This window comes from Stenotrophomonas sp. YJH_SMC_127 (assembly GCF_059372445.1).
On sequence record NZ_JCAFVO010000009.1, the window covers coordinates 40,184 to 56,512 of the forward strand.

The following is a 16,329-nucleotide window of genomic DNA, read 5'->3' on the forward strand; positions in this document are numbered from 1 at the left end:
GGGTGGCGGCATGAACAGTGCGGACCAACGGTCCGCACCCACCACCACCTGCCGTCGTACACGTCGATGCAATGCACCGTTGCCGGCATGCACACGGCCGCTGGCCTACCCTTTCGTGGATATTCCCGCCTCCCTCCCCCTCTGCTGGAGCCCCCATGACTGTCCCCGCCTTCGGTCTCGGTACCTTCCGCCTGAAAGACCAGACCGTGATCGACTCCGTGCGCAACGCGCTGGCGGTCGGCTACCGCGCCATCGATACCGCGCAGATCTACGGCAACGAAGCCGAGGTCGGCCAGGCCATCGCCGATTCCGGCGTGCCGCGCGACGACATCTACCTGACCACCAAGGTCTGGATCACCGCGTTCAAGCGCGATGCGCTGCTGGCCAGCCTGCGCACCAGCCTGGAAAAGCTGCGAACCGAGTACGTCGACCTGGCGCTGATCCACTGGCCATCGCCGAACGACAAGGTCGACGTGCCGATGGAGGAGTACCTGGCCGCACTGGCTGAAGCCAAGGCGCAGGGCCTGACCCGCGAGATCGGCATCTCCAACTTCACCATCGCGCAGACCCGCAAGGCGATCGGCATCCTCGGCGCCGGTGCCATTGCCACCAACCAGATCGAAATCCACCCCTACCTGCAGAATCGCCTGCTGGTGAAGTTCCTGCAGGACAACGGCATCCACATCACCGCCTACATGAGCCTGGCCTACGGCGAGGTGATCAAGGACCCGGTGATCCAGGCCATTGCCGGACGCCACCAGGCCACGCCGGCGCAGGTCGCGCTGGCCTGGGCGCTGCAGCAGGGTTTCTCGGTCATTCCGTCCTCGACCAAGCGCGAGAACCTGGCGAGCAACCTGGAAGCAGCAGCGATCCGCCTGACCGACGAAGACATGGCACAGATCGCCAAGCTCGACCGCGGCCATCGCCTGGCCAACCCGGAAGGCATCGCCCCGGCCTGGGATTGATTCCAACGACGGCGCGCGACTGCTCTGGTAGACGCCGACCTTGGTCGGCGCAGACGTCTGATCGATCGATGAAACACCGTGCCGACCAAGGTCGGCACCTGCCGGACGGTCAGCGCTCGGCAACACCGCGCAACATATCCAGCACGTCGTGGATGTCCAGTGGCTTGCATAGAAAACCGGCAGCTCCCAGCGCGCGGGCTCTTTCAATCACCTGTACCCGCGTATCCGCGCTCATTACAAGAACCGGTGGCGCGCCGGGGTCCCTGGCTAGCGACTCCAGCACCTCCCATCCGCTGCAGCCGGGCATGTGCAGATCCAGCAGCACCACATCAGGCTCGACTGCCGCGATTACTGCGCGCGCGTCGTGACCATCGTGGCGGGAGCTGAGGCGATGACCGGCGCTCTGCAGCAGGCGCTCTACCACGTCACGGTTGGTTTCCACGTCCTCGAACAGCAGGCAGTGCAGCGGTCGCACCGACGCTGCGTGTGACTGAAGAAGTTCTTCAAGGGAAGGAAGAGGGTCCACCTCCGTGGTTGAGGCCACCGTGAAGCGCCACGCGAATGAGGCACCGCCTGCTTCATTGCGGCTCACGCTGATCGTCCCACCCATGGCATCGGAAATCAGCCGCACGATGTACAGCCCCAGCCCGACACCCTGCTCGCAGCGTGCCTCACCTTGGCTGAGCTGTACGAACGGCGAGAAGATCATCTCCAGGTCCGCGGCTTCGATCCCCGTGCCGGAATCGCAGACCTCGATCTGAACCTGCCAGTCGTCACCCGATCGGACCGCAACGATGGATACCGACACCTCGCCCGCCATCGGGGTGAACTTGATGGCATTGCAGACAAGATTGGTCACCACCTGTTCGATACGGCCGCCGTCTGCCAGCATCCAGACATCGGGCTCACTCCCATCCAGCTGCAGAAGTACGCCCTTGTCGGCGGCAGCCGGCATGCAGGTCGCCTGCACGCTTTCAATGATCGACCGCAGCGAACAAGGATGAAGCCGCAACTGCAGCCGGCCACCATCGATGCTGGCTGCGTCCAGTACATCATCGATGCGGTGCCTGAGCGCCTGCGCCTGCGTTGCGACCGTCGCCAGTGCATGCCGTTGGGCCGTACTTGCCGTCCCCACTTCCAGCAGCTGGATCCCACTGATGATGGCGTTCAGCGGCGTCCGCAGCTCGTGGCTCATCGTACTGACGAATCGGCCCTGCGCCTCACGCGAAGCAATGGCACGCAGCGCTATGTCACGCATCGCGGCTACCAGCAACGCCGCTACCAGCGGCAACAGGATCGTCAATGCCAGCGCGTAGGCGAGGTAGGCGGGCCGAGAGACCCAGTAGCCTTCAGGCGCGGCCCACAGCAATGCCAGCGCAGTCGATGCAATCGCGGGAGCAATTGCCCTGCGGCCATACACCGCGGTCGCGGAGATCACGAGGAAAGGCAGGGCTGCATTGAGCGTCATCAGCAGGATGAACGCCGCGTCCACCTGGATCGCAACCATTGCCAGGCTGAGCAGAAGGCCTACCCCATCGCACCAGCGGTGGCAGCGCTCCATGCAGAGCCTTGCAACAAGTGCCCATGTCCCGGATACCGCGAGCAGGGCAACGGCCACCGGCAGCACGCGGGCCGCCTCATTGGCCAGAACCGGCTGCGGGCCATCCACCCACTGCCAGCACCACAGCACCACCAGTACCTGCAGCAGGACCCGGAACCCGCTGGCGCGTGGCTCCTGAAGGCACGACAGAAGCCAGGCCAGGCGGTGCATCTCCAGCGCACGGGCTGCCTGCAGCAATGCTGCCGGTGCGGAAGCCTGCGAGCACACACAGGGCTGGTGCACGTCAGCCTCCTTCCATCCGGAAATGCGTCGTCGCACGATGCAGAAGACGCTGCGCGGACAGTGCCAACGCGCATGCCCGCCGCCGCACAGCGTACGCTTCTGTACCCGAGCGGAGACAGTCACTCAATGCGTCGCAGGCCAGCGTTACCTCGGCGCTGCCCAACGCCGAGGTCACGCTCTTCAAGGCATGCAGACGCGCCAGCTCCTGCTCCAAGCCACCGAAGGATTCGTCCTTCGCCTTGCTCATCCACTGCGATATCGCCGCGTCCAACGCTGCGGTGAATGAAGGCAGCTGGTGGGGCGACGTTGCCGCAATGAGACCTAGCATCGAGCGTTCCCCAAGCTCAGGCCGGTCCATGGCGTGTGGACCTGCGTTCAGCCCAAACCGGGACTTCAAGCTTTGCATCGCCTTCCTCCATCTGTCGCATTCAACACCTGAACGGATGTATTCCAGCGTCCTGTTACGCCTGACTGGAGACCTCAGGCGTCAGCATGCAGGACCCGCGAGCTATTGCATCCGCTGATGGATCTGTACGAAGAACTGCGGAAAGCAGCCACCCAGCAGATGCCCTGCAGCCACCGCGAGCATGATTCCGCCTACGATGGCAGCACATCGGGCCGGGAGTGACAGTCGCTTCAGATCCATGGCATCCAGCATGTAGGCAACGAATGCGCTACGCCATCGGAATTCTTTCAAACTTTCCTCATGGACCACCATGCTGACACTGACACTTCTCCTGCTGCTTTCATGCAGCGTGCTGGTCTGGAAACGCCGTCTGCACAGTGCTGCGTTTCTGGCGACGCTTCCGCTGGCCATGGCAGCCAGTGCCAGCGCCCCGGTCACGCAATGGTTGCTGGATCGCGCGCAGGGCACCCCTTCTGTCACTGATCACGGTGCACTTCATCCGCGCACTGTGATCGTGGTGCTGGGTGCCGGCATCGACCACGATGCCCAGGGCTCCAGGCCCGGGCTGGCCGGTTACAGCCGCCTGATGAGGGCAGCACAGCGTTACCACGAATGCGATCGCACGCGGGAGGTCTGTACGGTGCTTGCCAGCGGAGGCGTCACTGCCAAGGGCGATGTCGCTGAGGCCGATGTCTACGCACGCGAACTGATTGCGCTGGGCGTGCCCACCGAGAGGATTGTCCGCGAGCGTGCCAGCAGGAACACCTGGCAGAACGCCCGAAACAGCAGTGCGATCATCGGGCGCAACAGCCCGCGGGTGGTGCTGGTGACCTCGGGCCTGCATCTCACGCGGAGCCTGATCTACTTCCGACACTTCGGCGTCGTGGCCGAGGGCCTGCCCAGCGACCTCCTCCGTGCCACCCCGGGGTGGCTGCCCTCCACATTCAATCTATTGCTGGTCGAAGTGAGTTTGCATGAGCGTATCGGCATTCTGCGCTACCACCTCTACAACCGGATGGGCTGGAACGACGCCCCCATCGAGCCGGTCAGTGTCGCGCCTGCAGCAACCACCCACGCATCGCCGCACTGACCTCGTCCGGCTTCTCCATCGGTGCCAGGTGCCCGCAGTCAGGCACCACCACCAGCTGCGAGTGCGGCACCATCGCGTGCATTTCCTCGCTCACCGCCAGCGGCGTGATGCGATCGTTCGCGCCGCACACGATCAGCAGCGGATCGCGGTAGCCGGCCAGCACATCATGGCCATCGCGGCGTTCCAGCGCGCTCTGGCGCAGGAACACGTCCGCGCCCAGGCGGGCGGTCATGTCGCGCACGCGCTGCACCAGCACGTAGTCATCCAGCCGCGACGCATCGATGTAGCTGCGCATCAGCACATCGCCGAAGCCGTGGAACTTCCCCGGCAGGCGCACGCTGGCACGTTGGCTGCGGCGCTGCTCGGCACGTTCCGGTGAATCGGCGTGGATCGAGGTATCGATCAGCGCCAGCTGCAGCACGCGCTCCGGCGCAATGCGCAGGATCTGCTGGGCGACGAAGCCGCCCAATGAGAAACCAGCCAGCGCAAAGCGCTCCGGTGCCTGTGCGAGCACGTCCTCGGCCACCGCCTGCAGGGTCTCGCCACGGGTCTGGTCGCCTACTGTGCAGTCGGCGATGTCGGCCAGGTCGGCCAGCTGCGCGCGCCACAGCTCGGCATCGTTGAGCAGGCCGGGCAGCAGCAGCAGGGGAATACGGTCGGTCATGGGGGTATTGTCGCGCCAGCACGGTGACGGAACCATGCCGCAACAGGCGGTTGCGTTGTAGAGTCGCGCCATGCTCGACTACTGCACAGCCCGTCGAGCATGGCTCGACTCTACAGAAGGCAGCGATACGGACGCGACCATGGCAGACCCCTACAACAGCGGCACCCCCACCCCACCCGCGCTCCGCTTCGATGATGCGCTGGTCACCACCGCCTTCGAGCTGCCTGGGCACCGCGTCGTGCGCAACCTCGGTGTGGTGCGCGGCATCACCGTGCGCTCGCGCTCGATCGTCGGCAACTTCCTCGGCGGTATCCAGACGATCTTCGGTGGCAACATCACCATCTATACCGAACTGTGCGAACAGGCCCGCGAGGAAACCTACCGCGACATGGTCAAGCATGCGCGGCAGCTGGGTGCCAACGCGATCATCGGCATGCGCTACGACGCCACCGATGTGATGACCGGGCTGACCGAAGTGCTGTGCTATGGCACGGCGGTGGTGGTGGAGCCGATGCGTTGAAGCTGTAGAGCCGAGCCCATGCCCGGCTCAGGCGTGCCCGTGTGATGCAAGGCAGCCGAGCGTAGGCTCGGCTCTACAGGAATCAGGCCACCGGCGGGACGTCGGGCACCTCGACCTGCTGCACCGGCAGGGTCACCATCATCACCGTCGGGTCGTCCGGGTCCAGCTTCGTCTTGAAGCCCAGGCTCTGGCACATCGCCAGCATGGTGCTGTTCTCGCGCAGCACCTGGCCTTCGACCACGTCCAGGCCCAGCCACTTGGCGTACTCGATCATGATCGCCATCAGCCGCCAGCCGATGCCGTGGCCCTTCAGGTCCGAGCGGATCAGGATGCCGTACTCGCCACGGTGGTAATCCGCATCGGCATGCAGGCGCACCGCGCCCAGCATCTCGCCGCTGCGCGGTTCGATCGCCACCAGCGCAATCGAGCGCGCGTAGTCGAGCTGGGTCAGGCGCGCGATGAACTCGTGGCTGAAGTGCTTCACCGACTGGAAGAAGCGCAGGCGCAGGTCCTCGTCGCTGACGCGGGCGAAGAACGCACGGAACAGCGCGTCGTCCTCCGGCCGCACCGGGCGCACGAAGGCACGGCCGCCATCGGACAGTTCGATGGTGCGCTCCCACTCCTTCGGGTACGGGAACACCGAGAAACGTGGATGGCCGCGGCCCTTGTGCAGGATGCGCGACGGCGCCACCGCCACGCGGGCGTCGAGGGCGAGGATGCCCTTGCCGTCGACCAGCAACGGGTTGATGTCCAGCGTACGCACTTCGGGAATGTCGGCGGCCAGTTGTGCCAGCTTCACCAGCGCCAGCGCCAGTGCGCGCTCGTCAGCCGCCGGCACGTCACCGTAGGCCTTGAGGATGCGCGAGGCGCGGGTCTGGCCAATCAGCTCGTGGGCCAGGCGCAGGTCCAGCGGCGGCAGCGCCAGTGCCTTGTCGTTGATCACTTCGACGGCAGTGCCGCCGCGACCGACCACGATCACCGGGCCGAACGTCGCGTCATCGGCGATGCCGACAATCAACTCGCGCGCCTTCGGACGCACGATGGTCGGCTGCACCAGCAGGCCATCGACACGCGCATCCGGCCGCAGCTGGCGTGCGCGCGACAGGATCGTGTTGGCCGCGCTCTGCACCGCCGGCAGCGTGGACAGGTTCAGGCGCACACCATCCACTTCCGACTTGTGCGGAATATCCGGCGAGAGAATCTTCAGCGCGACCGTGGCACCGCGTTCCAGCAGCGGCTGCGCCAGGTCCATCGCCTCGTGCGCATCACGCGCATGCATCACCGGCGCGGAGGGAATGCCGTAGGCCTTGAGCAGTTCATGCGTAGCCAGCGGGTCCAGCCACTGCTGGCCGTTGGCCAGCGCGGCATCGACCAGTGCGCGCGCGGCGGCCGTGTCGACGCTGAAGTCCTGCGGCAGGCTGGGCGGCGTTTCCATCAACGCGTTCTGCGCTTCGCGGTAGCGCACCAGATGCTGGAAGCCACGTACGGCTTCGGCCTCGGTCGGATAGGTCGGCACCCGCGCCGCGTTGAGCGTGGCGGTGGCCTGGTCGTCGTTGCCCAGCCACACCGCGAACACCGGCTTGTCGCGGTGGTGGCGTGGGCGCAGGCCGAGCGTGCGGGTGAGTGCCTGCGCGGCGTCCGCCGATGAGGTGAACGCGGTCGGCACGTTGACCACCATCACCGCGTCATTCTCGTTGTCGGCCAGCAGCGCTTCGATGGCCGCGGCATAGCGGTCACCATCGGCGTCGACCACGATGTCGACCGGATTGCTGCGCGACCAGCCCTGTGGCAATACCGCATCGAGCTTCTGCACCGTGCTGTCGGACAGGGTGGCCAGCGTGCCACGCAGCGCGATCAGCTGGTCCACGGCAAGGCGGCCGACGCCGCCACCATTGCTGAGAATGGCCAGGCGGCGGCCAGGGAAGGTGCCCAGCCGCCCCAGTGATTCGGCGGCGGTGAACAGCTCGTCCAGCGCACCGACGCGCAGCAGCCCGGCGCGGTTGAAGGCCGCACCGTACACATCATCGGCGCGGGCCAGGGCCTGCACATGGGTATCGCGGCTGCCCGGCTGCACGCGCTCGGCGCGGCCGGACTTCACCACCACCACCGGCTTGGCGCGGGCGGCGGCACGCGCGGCCGACATGAACTTGCGCGCGTCCTTGATCTGCTCGACGTAGAGCAGGATGGCGCGGGTACGGTAGTCGGTGGCGAAGTAGTCGAGCAGGTCGCCGAAGTCGACGTCCATCGTATCGCCCAGCGAGACCACGGCGGAGAACCCGACCGAGCGCGCCACGCCCCATTCCACCAGCGCGGCGGCAATGGCCGAGGATTCGGAGATCAGCGCGAGGTCGCCCGCCTGCGGAAAATGTGCGGCGATGCTGGCATTGAGCCGCGCGTGCGGCGCGATCACGCCCAGGCAATGCGGCCCGAGGATGCGCAGGCCATGCTTGCGCGCCACCGCCTCTACCTGTGCAGACAACGAACCGGGGCCTTCGCCCAGGTGCGCGGTGAGGATGATCGCCGCCTGCACGCCACGTTCGGCGGCAGTGCGCACCACCTGCGGCACGATCGCCGCTGGTGCGGTGATCACCACCAGGTCGGGCACCCAGTCCAGGTCCTTCAGCCGCTTGACCGTGCGGATGCCATCGATCTCGGCATGCCGCGGATTGATCCACGCCACCTTGCCGGGGAAGCCGGTGCCACGCAGGTTGCGCATCACCGCGCGCCCGGCCGAACGCTCGCGCGGGCTGCCGCCGATCACCGCGACCGACTGCGGACGGAACACGGACTGCAGGTGGTAGGTACTCATGCGCCTACGGTACCCAAATTCCGTGGCGATGGGGTCGGAGGCGGGGTCGGACCCCTTTTCGCAGGAAAGGGCTCTGATCCCCTGCTGCGGATATCCGGGGTCAGAGCCCTTCGCTGCGCGAAGGGATCCGACCCCGGCGTGCACGTTTTGTTACAGCAGCGTGCCGTGCAGGATCATCGCGGCGATGCTGAAGTAGATCACCAGGCCGGTCACATCCACCAGGGTGGCCACGAACGGGGCCGAGGCGCTGGCCGGGTCGAAGCCGAGCCGCTTCAGGATGAAGGGCAGCATCGAGCCGGACAGCGAACCGAAGGTGACGATGCCCACCAGCGCGGTGCCGATGGTGATCGCCAGCAGGATCCAGTGCTCGCCGTAGTCGTGCAGGCCGCCCAGCTGCCAGATCACGATGCGCACGATGGCCAGGCAGCCGAGGATGGCGCCCAGCACCATGCCGGTCGGCACTTCGCGCAGGGCCACCTTCCACCAGTCGCGCAGGCGCAGTTCGCGCAGCGCCAGGCTGCGGATCAGCAGCGAGGTGGCCTGCGAGCCGGAATTGCCACCCGAACTCATGATCAATGGGATGAACAGGGTCAGCACCACTGCGCGCGCCAGTTCGTCCTCGTAGTGCTGCATCGCGCTGGCCGTCAGCATCTCGCCCAGGAACAGCACGCTCAGCCAGCCGGCGCGCTTGCGCAGCATCTCGAAGAAGCCGATCTGCATGTACGGCTTGTCCAGCGCTTCCATGCCGCCGAACTTGTGCGCGTCCTCGGTGGATTCCTCGATCAGCGCATCGAGCACGTCGTCCACGGTGACGATGCCGAGCATCTGCTGCTGCGCGTCGACCACCGGAATCGCCAGCAGGTCGTGGCGGCGGATCAGCCGTGCCACCTCTTCCTGGTCCATCAGCGCATCCACGGTTACCGGCGGATTGACCTGGGCCACGTCCAGGATCGATTCCTCGGGCAGGCCGGTGATCAGCCGGCGCATGGTCACCACCTGCTGCAGCTGCTGGCTGGCCGGCTCCAGCACGTAGATCGCGTACACCGTCTCGCGGGTGCGCTCGACCTGGCGGATGTGCTGCAGGGTCTGCGCCACGGTCCAGCTGGCGGGCACCGCCACGTACTCGGTGGTCATCAGTGCGCCGGCGGTGTTCGGCGGGTAGCTGAGCAGCTTCTGGATGACCTGGCGGGCGTCGGTGCCCAGCAGCGGGATCAACCGCGCGCGCTCTTCCTCATCCAGCTCGTGGACGATGTCGGTGGCGCGGTCGTCGGCCATCAGGCCCAGCAGCGCCGCAGCCCGCGCGGGTGGCAGCGCGGCCACCAGCTCACCGCTGCGGTGCAGCTCTGGCGCTTCGAGCATCTTCACTGCACGCGGCAACGGCAGCGCAGCCAGCGTTTCCGCGGCGCGGGTCAGGTCCAGCGTGTTGAGGAATTCCACCGCGTCGGCGGTGTTGTAGTTCGCCAGCGGTGCGGCCAGTGCGGCGGCATCGGCCACCGGGCGCAGCAATTGCTTCTGGTTCATCGGTTTTGCCTTGTGGGGATGCGACCTCGCGCAACGCCAACGCAGGCAAACCGTCCCGGTGTCAGGCGGTGGCCATCGCTGGCGTCGAACGAGGTCGACTTCTACTGTCGCTGGACATGGGTTGGGGACTCCGGGATGCGTATGCCAACGGACGCGCCGCCAGCGGCGGGCAGTCTGGACCCGTGGGCCATGCAGGTCAACCTGGGCGCCCCGCGCTGGGTGGCCGCCCGGCCGGTTGTTCTCGTGCATACACAGGCCGGCGCGCATAATGTCGTGGTGGCGCTCGCCACGCCCTCCCCCATCCGAACGGACGCACAGCGGGCTCCCCCGATGACCAGGTATTCCCATGCATAGCGGTGGTCTGGAACTGGCCCTGGTACTGCTGCTGGCGGCGGTCATCGCCGTGCCGGTGTTCAAGAAGTTCGGCTTCGGCGCGGTACTGGGCCACCTGGCGGCCGGCGTGGTGCTGGGCCCGGACGGGCTGGGCTTCGTGCAGGACGCCGACCGCATCCTCGGTGCCGCCGAGATCGGTGTGGTGATGCTGCTGTTCGTGATCGGCCTGGAGCTGTCACCGGCACGCCTGAAGGTGATGCGGCGCTCGGTGTTCGGCGCCGGCGCGGCGCAGGTGGCGTTGTCCGGGCTGGTGCTGGGCGGCCTGCTGCTGCTCGATCACTTCCAGTGGAAGAGCGCGCTGGTGGTCGGCGTGGCGCTGGCGCTGTCATCCACCGCGGTCGGCCTGCAGCTGCTGTCCGAGCACAAGGCGATCAACAGCGACCATGGCCGGCTCGGGTTCGCCATCCTGCTGTTCCAGGACCTGATCGCGATCCCGCTGCTGGCGGCCATCCCGCTGCTGGGCGGAGTGAAGAACGAGACCCTGCGCTGGGAAGATGCGGCCGTGGCGCTGGGTGCGCTGGCGGTGGTGATCCTGTGCGGACGACCGGTGCTGCGCAAGGTGTTCAGCATCATTGCGCGCACCCGCAGCCCGGAAGTATTCACTGCCACCGCCCTGCTGGTGGTGCTGGGCACCGCCTGGTTCATGCAGGAAGCCGGCCTCAGCCCCAGCCTCGGCGCGTTCCTGGCCGGCGTGCTGCTGTCCGATTCGGAGTTCCGGCATGAGCTGGAAGCGCAGATCGAACCGTTCAAGGGGCTGCTGCTGGGCCTGTTTTTCATCGCAGTGGGCATGGGCATCGACCTGGACCGCATCGCCGCCGAGCCGTGGCTGATCGCCGCGGGTGTCGGCATCCTGCTGGTGGTCAAGTTCAGCCTGCTCTACGCGGTTGGACGTGTCGCCCGGCTCAGCTCGCGGCAATCGCTGCTGCTGGGCAGCGTGCTGTGGCTGGGCGGCGAGTTTGCCTTCGTGGTATTCAACGAGGCACAGCGCGCGCACCTGCTGGGCAACGCCAACCACGACCGGCTGGTGGCGATCGTCGGCCTGTCGATGGCGATCACGCCGCTGCTGATGATCGCGCTGCTCAAGCTGCTCGGCCAGGAAAAAGCCGCACCACGCGCGGCGGCCGAGGCCGACAAGGTGGCGCCGGACAACCGGCCCAAGGTGCTGATCGCCGGCATGGGCCGCTTCGGCCAGGTGATCGCGCGCCTGCTGACCGCGCAGAAGGTGCCGTTCGTGGCGCTGGAGGCGAACCCGGACACTGTTGCCGACCTGCGCCGCTTCGGCAACCAGCTGTACTACGGCGATCCGACCCGGCCGGAGATGCTGCGTGCGGCGGGGGGCGAGCACATCGATGTGTTCGTGATCACCGTGGATGACCCGGAGACCAACCTGCGCGCGGTACGCATGGTGCGCCGGCTGTACCCGGACGCGACGGTGCTGGCGCGTGCACGCAACCGCCAGCATGCGTGGCGCCTGATGGACATGTCGGCCGAGCCGTTCCGCGAAGTGTTCGGCACCAGCCTCGAGATGAGCGGACGCGTGCTGACCGCGCTGGGCGTGGCGCCGGACGTGGCCGAACGCCATGTGCAGCGCTTCCGCGAGCACGATGAGCAGCTGCTGCGCGACCAGTATCTGGTGTACGACGACGAGGCAGCGGTGATCCAGACCTCGCGCGACGCACGCAACGACCTGATGCATCTGTTCGAGGCCGACGCGGAAAGCGACGGCGACAAGGAGCGCTGACGGCGCCCACCCGATCGATGGCGGACCCGGTAGTGCCGGCCGCTGGCCGGCAGCCTCGGTATCCCGGAGGTCTCAGCAGGTTGCCGGCCAGCGGCCGGCACTACCCACTGCAGATTCCGGCAGCGCGGTGTTGGGGTCAGAGCCCTTTCCGTTGGAAAGGGATCCGACCCCGGCCTGTCAACCGTTGTCGCGCAGGAACCGCGCCATCGACGAAACGCCCGGCACGCGCGGTTCGAACTCTCCAGCGACGTCGATGAAGCCGCGCATCACCGCGATCTCGCGCGGGCTGCGGTTGAGGCTGTCGCGCACTTCCGGATCGGCACCGGCGCGCAACAGGCGCTGCACCAGCAGCGGCAGTCCATGCAGGGCGGCCAGATGCAGCGGGCCGAAGCCGCGCGGATCGCGCACGTCCAGGCTGACGTCCTCATCCAGCAGGCGCTCCACCGCCGCCATCACCACCTGCTCGTCGCAGGCGGTTCCCGGCTCGGCGCGTGCGCCCAGCAGCAGCAGCAGCGGCGTGACCGAACCGGCGGCGGCCTGGTCCGGCTCGGCGCCCGCCAACAGCAGGGTGTCGAGCAGGGCCAGCAGGCGCGAGCGGTCGCGGGCACTGAAACCGTACAGCGCGGCACAGTGCAGCGGGCCCAGCTGCTGCGCGTCACCGGCATGCACGTCGGCACCGGCAGTGAGCAGGCGCGCGACGATGTCCGGCAGGCCCAGCGCCGAGGCCAGCATCAGCACGGTCACCCCGCCCGGCAGGCGATGTTCCAGCTTGGCGCCGGCATCGAGCAGGGCCGAAACGATGTCGACCTGGCGCATGCTGACCGCCGCCGACAGCGGCGTCGCACCGCTTGCAGCGGCGTGCTGCGGATCGGCACCGCGCGCCAGCAGCAGGTCGGTCACGGCCAGGTGGCCACCACCGGCCGCACGCAGCAGCGCGGTGCAGCCCTGTGCGTCGACCGCGTCGACGGCAAATCCCAGATCGATCAGGCGGCGCACGGCGTCCACATCACCTGCCATCGCAGCGGCCGGCAGATCGGCCTCGCGCAGGGTACGGCGTGGCAGCGGCCACACCCGCCAGTCCAGCCAGTCGGCCAGGTCACGGCGACCGATCGACAGCGCCACGCCCAGTGGCGTCTGACCGTCGGCGGCACGTGCTTCCGGCGAGGCACCGTGCTGCACCAGCAGCTTCAGCGCGCCTTCGCGGGCCAGTGCGGTGGCCAGGTGCAGTGCGGTCATGCCATGGCTGTCGCGCGCCTCGCGATCGACACCGGCCTTGAGCAGGGCCTGCTGCAGGCGCAGCCAGCCCAGGCGTACCGCCAGCGACAGCGGTGGGTCACCGGCCGGCGAAGCGGCGAACGGATCGGCGCCACGCTCCAGCAGTTCCAGCGCCAGCTGTTCCAGGCCGCGGGCGGCCTGGTCGTGCTGTGCGCAGGCGGCCAGGAAGCGTGCCAGCCCACCGCGCCCGGCCGGCGACAGGCCGCGCTGCAGCATGACCTGCAGCGCCGGCACCGCGTCGATGCCGCGCGACAGCAGCGCGAACATCGGCGTATCGGCGCAGGCGTCGCGCACATAGGGATCGGCACCGTGGGCCAGCAGCCAATCGACCGCGCGCGGCTCCAGGGCCAGCTCCGGATCGAGCAGCAGGCCGCCCAGTTCTTCCGGCTGGCACAGTCTGGCCAGCGCGGCCATGCCATCGGTGTTGCCGAAGCCCAGCGCTTCGCGCAGCAGGGTCAGCGGCGGACGGTCCGGCAACAGGCCGCTGGCGCTGGCCGCTTCACCGCGCTCGGCCAGGCCATCACTGACGGCTGCCGGCAGCGGATAGGACGGGTCCAGCAGGGCCACGATCGCCCAGCGGCCCGCTTCGGCCGCATAGTCCACCGCGCGGCGGCCAACCGGGTCGGTGGCGTCGGCGGCGATGCCCAGTTCCACCAGGCGCTTGATCAGCAGCGGCGAGACATCCTCGGCCATCACTGCCAGCTGCACCGCATTGCGGCCTTCGCCGTCCACCGCGACCAGGTCCGGCTTGTGCGGCAGCAGGTGCTCGACCACGGCGGCACGGCCGGCACGGGCGGCTTCCAGCCACGGCGTGCGGCCCAGTGCATCGCGCGCTTCCAGGTTGGCGCCGGCGCCCAGCAGCACGCCGATGATCTCCACGTGGCCGGCCAGCGCTGCCTCGTGCAGCGCGCTGCGGCGCTGGCGATCACGCGCGTCGGCGCGTGCCTTGTGCTTGAGCAGCAGCTGCACGCCGGCCGGATCGTCGTCCTCGGTGGCGGCGGCGGCCAGCAGCACCGGGGTGCCATCGGCCGGTTCGCTGCGTGCACCGCGCTCGAGCAGGAAGCGGGCCAGGCGCCAGTTGCCGACCTGGCAGGCCACCGCCAGCGGCGACCAGCCCTCACGGTTCAGCGCATCGACTTCGGCGGCGGCATCGCGCAGCAGCGCGGCCACGCCCGGGTCGGAACTGCGTGCGGCATGGTGCAGCGGGGTGTTGCCATCGCTGTCGGTGGCACGCGAATCGGCACCGTTGGCGAGCAGGGTCATCACCGCTTCGGGGCGGCCATGCCAGCTGTCACGGGTGGCGGCCAGCAGCGGGGTCATGCCCCGGTGCGGCGCGTTCACATCTACGCCGCGGGCAATCAGCTCGCGCAGCAGGCGCAGGTCCGGCAGCACCGCCGCCAGCACCGCCAGGCTGCGCTGGTCACGCCAGTTCGGGTCCGGCAGCGCATACGGATCAGCACCGGCCTGCAGCAGCTGCAGGCCGCGGTCGACGCGGCCCTGGCGCGCGGCCTCATACAGGGCCGGTGTCAGTTCCTGCGGCGCCATCGCCTCCAGCGGCGCGGTTTCGGCCGCAGCAGGGAACATCGGTTCCTGTTCGCTGCTGGCAGCGGCGAACGGGCTGGGGCGCAGCGACACCAGCGGCGCGGGCGCGACCCGCTGCAGCAGCAGGTGCAGCGCCGGCGACAGCAGCACGACCGCCAGTGCGGCGGGCCAGCGTGCGCCGTCCGGCAACAGGCCCGGCCAGGCCGGCAGCACCACCAGTGCGGCCAAGGCGATCACCAGCGCGGCCACGCCAAGACCACGCCAGGCGGTCAGGTCGCGGCCGGCCAGCGCCTGCCAGTGCTGGGCCAGGCTGCCATCCAGGCGTTCGACATCGTTCCATAGCGGCCAGGTGCGCCAGGCCGCCAGCAGGCCGGCACTGACCAGCACGCTCAGGCCCAGCACCGCCGCCAGGCTGCCGCTGTCACGCAGGGCCGCCAGCGGCCAGGCCAGCAGCAGCGCCAGCAGCAATGGCGCGGCAGCCCACAGCGCCAGCAGTGCGGGCAGGTCCTGGCGTGCGACCACCTTCAACGGCAGCAGCGCACGGCTGCGACGCCACCACGACACGCCCAGCGCGAACGCCGGCTGCGCCAGTGCGGCAAGGATGGCACCCGGCACACCGCCCACCGCGGCGCCCAACGCCAGCATGGCACCCACGGCGAAGGCGATCGACAGGGCACGCGGACGGGAGGTGTCAGTCATAGTGTCGCGGCATCAGGCTGGCCACCGACGGCGGTACCTGCAGGTAGAACCCGCGTTCGCTCATTTCGCTGCGGACCTTTTCAGGATCGGCCTGGGCCAGGCGGCGCTGGACATCCAGGGCCACCTCCAGGACGAAGGCGAGCGTCCCCAGCGAGGTGAGCAGCGGCGCGGGCAGCGCGCTGAAATCATCGCGTCGGGGAACGTAGACGTAGGTGTCCGGCTTGAGTTGGCTTTTATAGACGTAGGCGTGCATGTCCGCGGGACGATAACCCGGGAAGAGCCATGATTGTGTCGGAAAGCCGACACCGGGGAAAGCCGTCAGCCGACGATGGCGGCGCGATCGGCGGCGTTTCCCCTGCGAGGTTCAGCAATGTGGCGGCGACGTTCAGCCAACGCCGCCGCCACACGGGCGCTTACTTGACCTTGGCGTAGGTGCCCTTCAGCGCGACACCGGCGAGGATGGTGCCGGCGTAGCACTCGTAATTGGTGCTGCTCTTGAACTCGTTCTTCTTGTAGTAGCTGACGATGTCGACCACGGCGTTGGCGCCGCGCGACCTGGCGCCGTCCTGCAGCGCGCGCAGCGCCGACAGCGCGACCCAGCGGCAGGCCTCGGCATCGCTCTTGTTGGCGGCGTTGGTCTTCTTGTTGGTCACGTCTTCACCCAGGCGCTGCTGCACGCTGACCGGCTGGCCGGCCAGGTAGAAGCGCACGCTGCCGTCGATGCCGGCGTCCTTGGCAGCCTGCGAGCTGACCAGCTCCTGCAGGGACTGCTCGACGCGGGTATCGCGGGCAGAGGCGGTGGAGGTCAGGGCCAGCAGCGCGGTGGCAGTGGCGATCATGAGAGTGCGGCGCATCGAAACT

The 16,329-nt window shown here is 68.1% G+C and carries 12 protein-coding genes; 4 read left to right on the top strand and 8 right to left on the bottom strand.

Annotation, left to right across the window (positions count from 1 at the left end; genetic code table 11):
• Positions 1-155 precede the first annotated feature (155 nt).
• Positions 156-965 (top strand): 2,5-didehydrogluconate reductase DkgB, encoded by an 810-nt coding sequence (dkgB, locus tag AC5QAB_RS17470; RefSeq protein WP_014648825.1) that lies wholly within the window; start codon positions 156-158, stop codon positions 963-965.
• A 109-nt stretch (positions 966-1,074) separates the two neighbouring features.
• Here the strand turns inward: dkgB and AC5QAB_RS17475 are convergent, their stop codons facing one another.
• Positions 1,075-2,808 carry an ATP-binding response regulator gene (locus AC5QAB_RS17475; RefSeq protein ID WP_049406828.1) on the bottom strand — a complete coding sequence of 578 codons (1,734 nt, stop codon included), beginning with the start codon at positions 2,806-2,808 and terminating at the stop codon, positions 1,075-1,077.
• Between the two features lies 1 nt (position 2,809).
• Complete coding sequence (locus AC5QAB_RS17480; RefSeq protein ID WP_495233522.1) at positions 2,810-3,214, bottom strand: hypothetical protein; 405 nt, start codon at positions 3,212-3,214, stop codon at positions 2,810-2,812.
• 310 nt (positions 3,215-3,524) lie between these two features.
• Between AC5QAB_RS17480 and AC5QAB_RS17485 the strand changes: the two genes are divergently transcribed.
• Positions 3,525-4,304, top strand: coding sequence for an ElyC/SanA/YdcF family protein (locus AC5QAB_RS17485; RefSeq protein ID WP_197562023.1), 780 nt, complete (start codon positions 3,525-3,527; stop codon positions 4,302-4,304).
• Here AC5QAB_RS17485 and AC5QAB_RS17490 read toward each other — a convergent pair.
• Entirely contained in the window at positions 4,261-4,968 is a 708-nt protein-coding gene (locus AC5QAB_RS17490; RefSeq protein ID WP_046433177.1) for an alpha/beta fold hydrolase, read from the bottom strand. The two genes, AC5QAB_RS17485 and AC5QAB_RS17490, sit on opposite strands and share 44 nt — an antisense overlap.
• 139 nt (positions 4,969-5,107) lie before the next feature.
• Here AC5QAB_RS17490 and AC5QAB_RS17495 point away from each other — a divergent pair, with 139 nt between their 5' ends.
• The gene (locus AC5QAB_RS17495; RefSeq protein ID WP_049442059.1) at positions 5,108-5,488 is read left to right on the top strand and encodes a YbjQ family protein; all 381 of its coding nucleotides are present in this window, start codon (positions 5,108-5,110) and stop codon (positions 5,486-5,488) included.
• Between the two features lie 82 nt (positions 5,489-5,570).
• On the opposite strand, the gene AC5QAB_RS17500 is transcribed toward AC5QAB_RS17495, so the two are convergent.
• Entirely contained in the window at positions 5,571-8,297 is a 2,727-nt protein-coding gene (locus AC5QAB_RS17500) for a bifunctional acetate--CoA ligase family protein/GNAT family N-acetyltransferase (protein ID WP_495233523.1), read from the bottom strand.
• A gap of 150 nt (positions 8,298-8,447) precedes the next feature.
• The gene (mgtE, locus tag AC5QAB_RS17505) at positions 8,448-9,818 is read right to left on the bottom strand and encodes a magnesium transporter (RefSeq protein ID WP_495233524.1); all 1,371 of its coding nucleotides are present in this window, start codon (positions 9,816-9,818) and stop codon (positions 8,448-8,450) included.
• A gap of 346 nt (positions 9,819-10,164) precedes the next feature.
• On the opposite strand from mgtE, the gene AC5QAB_RS17510 reads away from it, so the two are divergent.
• The gene (locus AC5QAB_RS17510; protein ID WP_495233525.1) at positions 10,165-11,952 is read left to right on the top strand and encodes a monovalent cation:proton antiporter-2 (CPA2) family protein; all 1,788 of its coding nucleotides are present in this window, start codon (positions 10,165-10,167) and stop codon (positions 11,950-11,952) included.
• 177 nt (positions 11,953-12,129) lie between these two features.
• Here AC5QAB_RS17510 and AC5QAB_RS17515 read toward each other — a convergent pair whose 3' ends face one another.
• The 3 genes from AC5QAB_RS17515 to AC5QAB_RS17525 form a co-directional block, all read right to left on the bottom strand.
• Positions 12,130-15,468, bottom strand: coding sequence for an ankyrin repeat domain-containing protein (locus AC5QAB_RS17515; protein WP_032960601.1), 3,339 nt, complete (start codon positions 15,466-15,468; stop codon positions 12,130-12,132).
• The gene (locus tag AC5QAB_RS17520) at positions 15,461-15,721 is read right to left on the bottom strand and encodes a YcgL domain-containing protein (RefSeq protein ID WP_032960603.1); all 261 of its coding nucleotides are present in this window, start codon (positions 15,719-15,721) and stop codon (positions 15,461-15,463) included. The genes AC5QAB_RS17515 and AC5QAB_RS17520 overlap by 8 nt, the downstream gene beginning before the upstream one ends.
• Before the next feature lie 160 nt (positions 15,722-15,881).
• Entirely contained in the window at positions 15,882-16,322 is a 441-nt protein-coding gene (locus AC5QAB_RS17525) for a hypothetical protein (protein ID WP_032960605.1), read from the bottom strand.
• Positions 16,323-16,329: the final 7 nt, after the last annotated feature.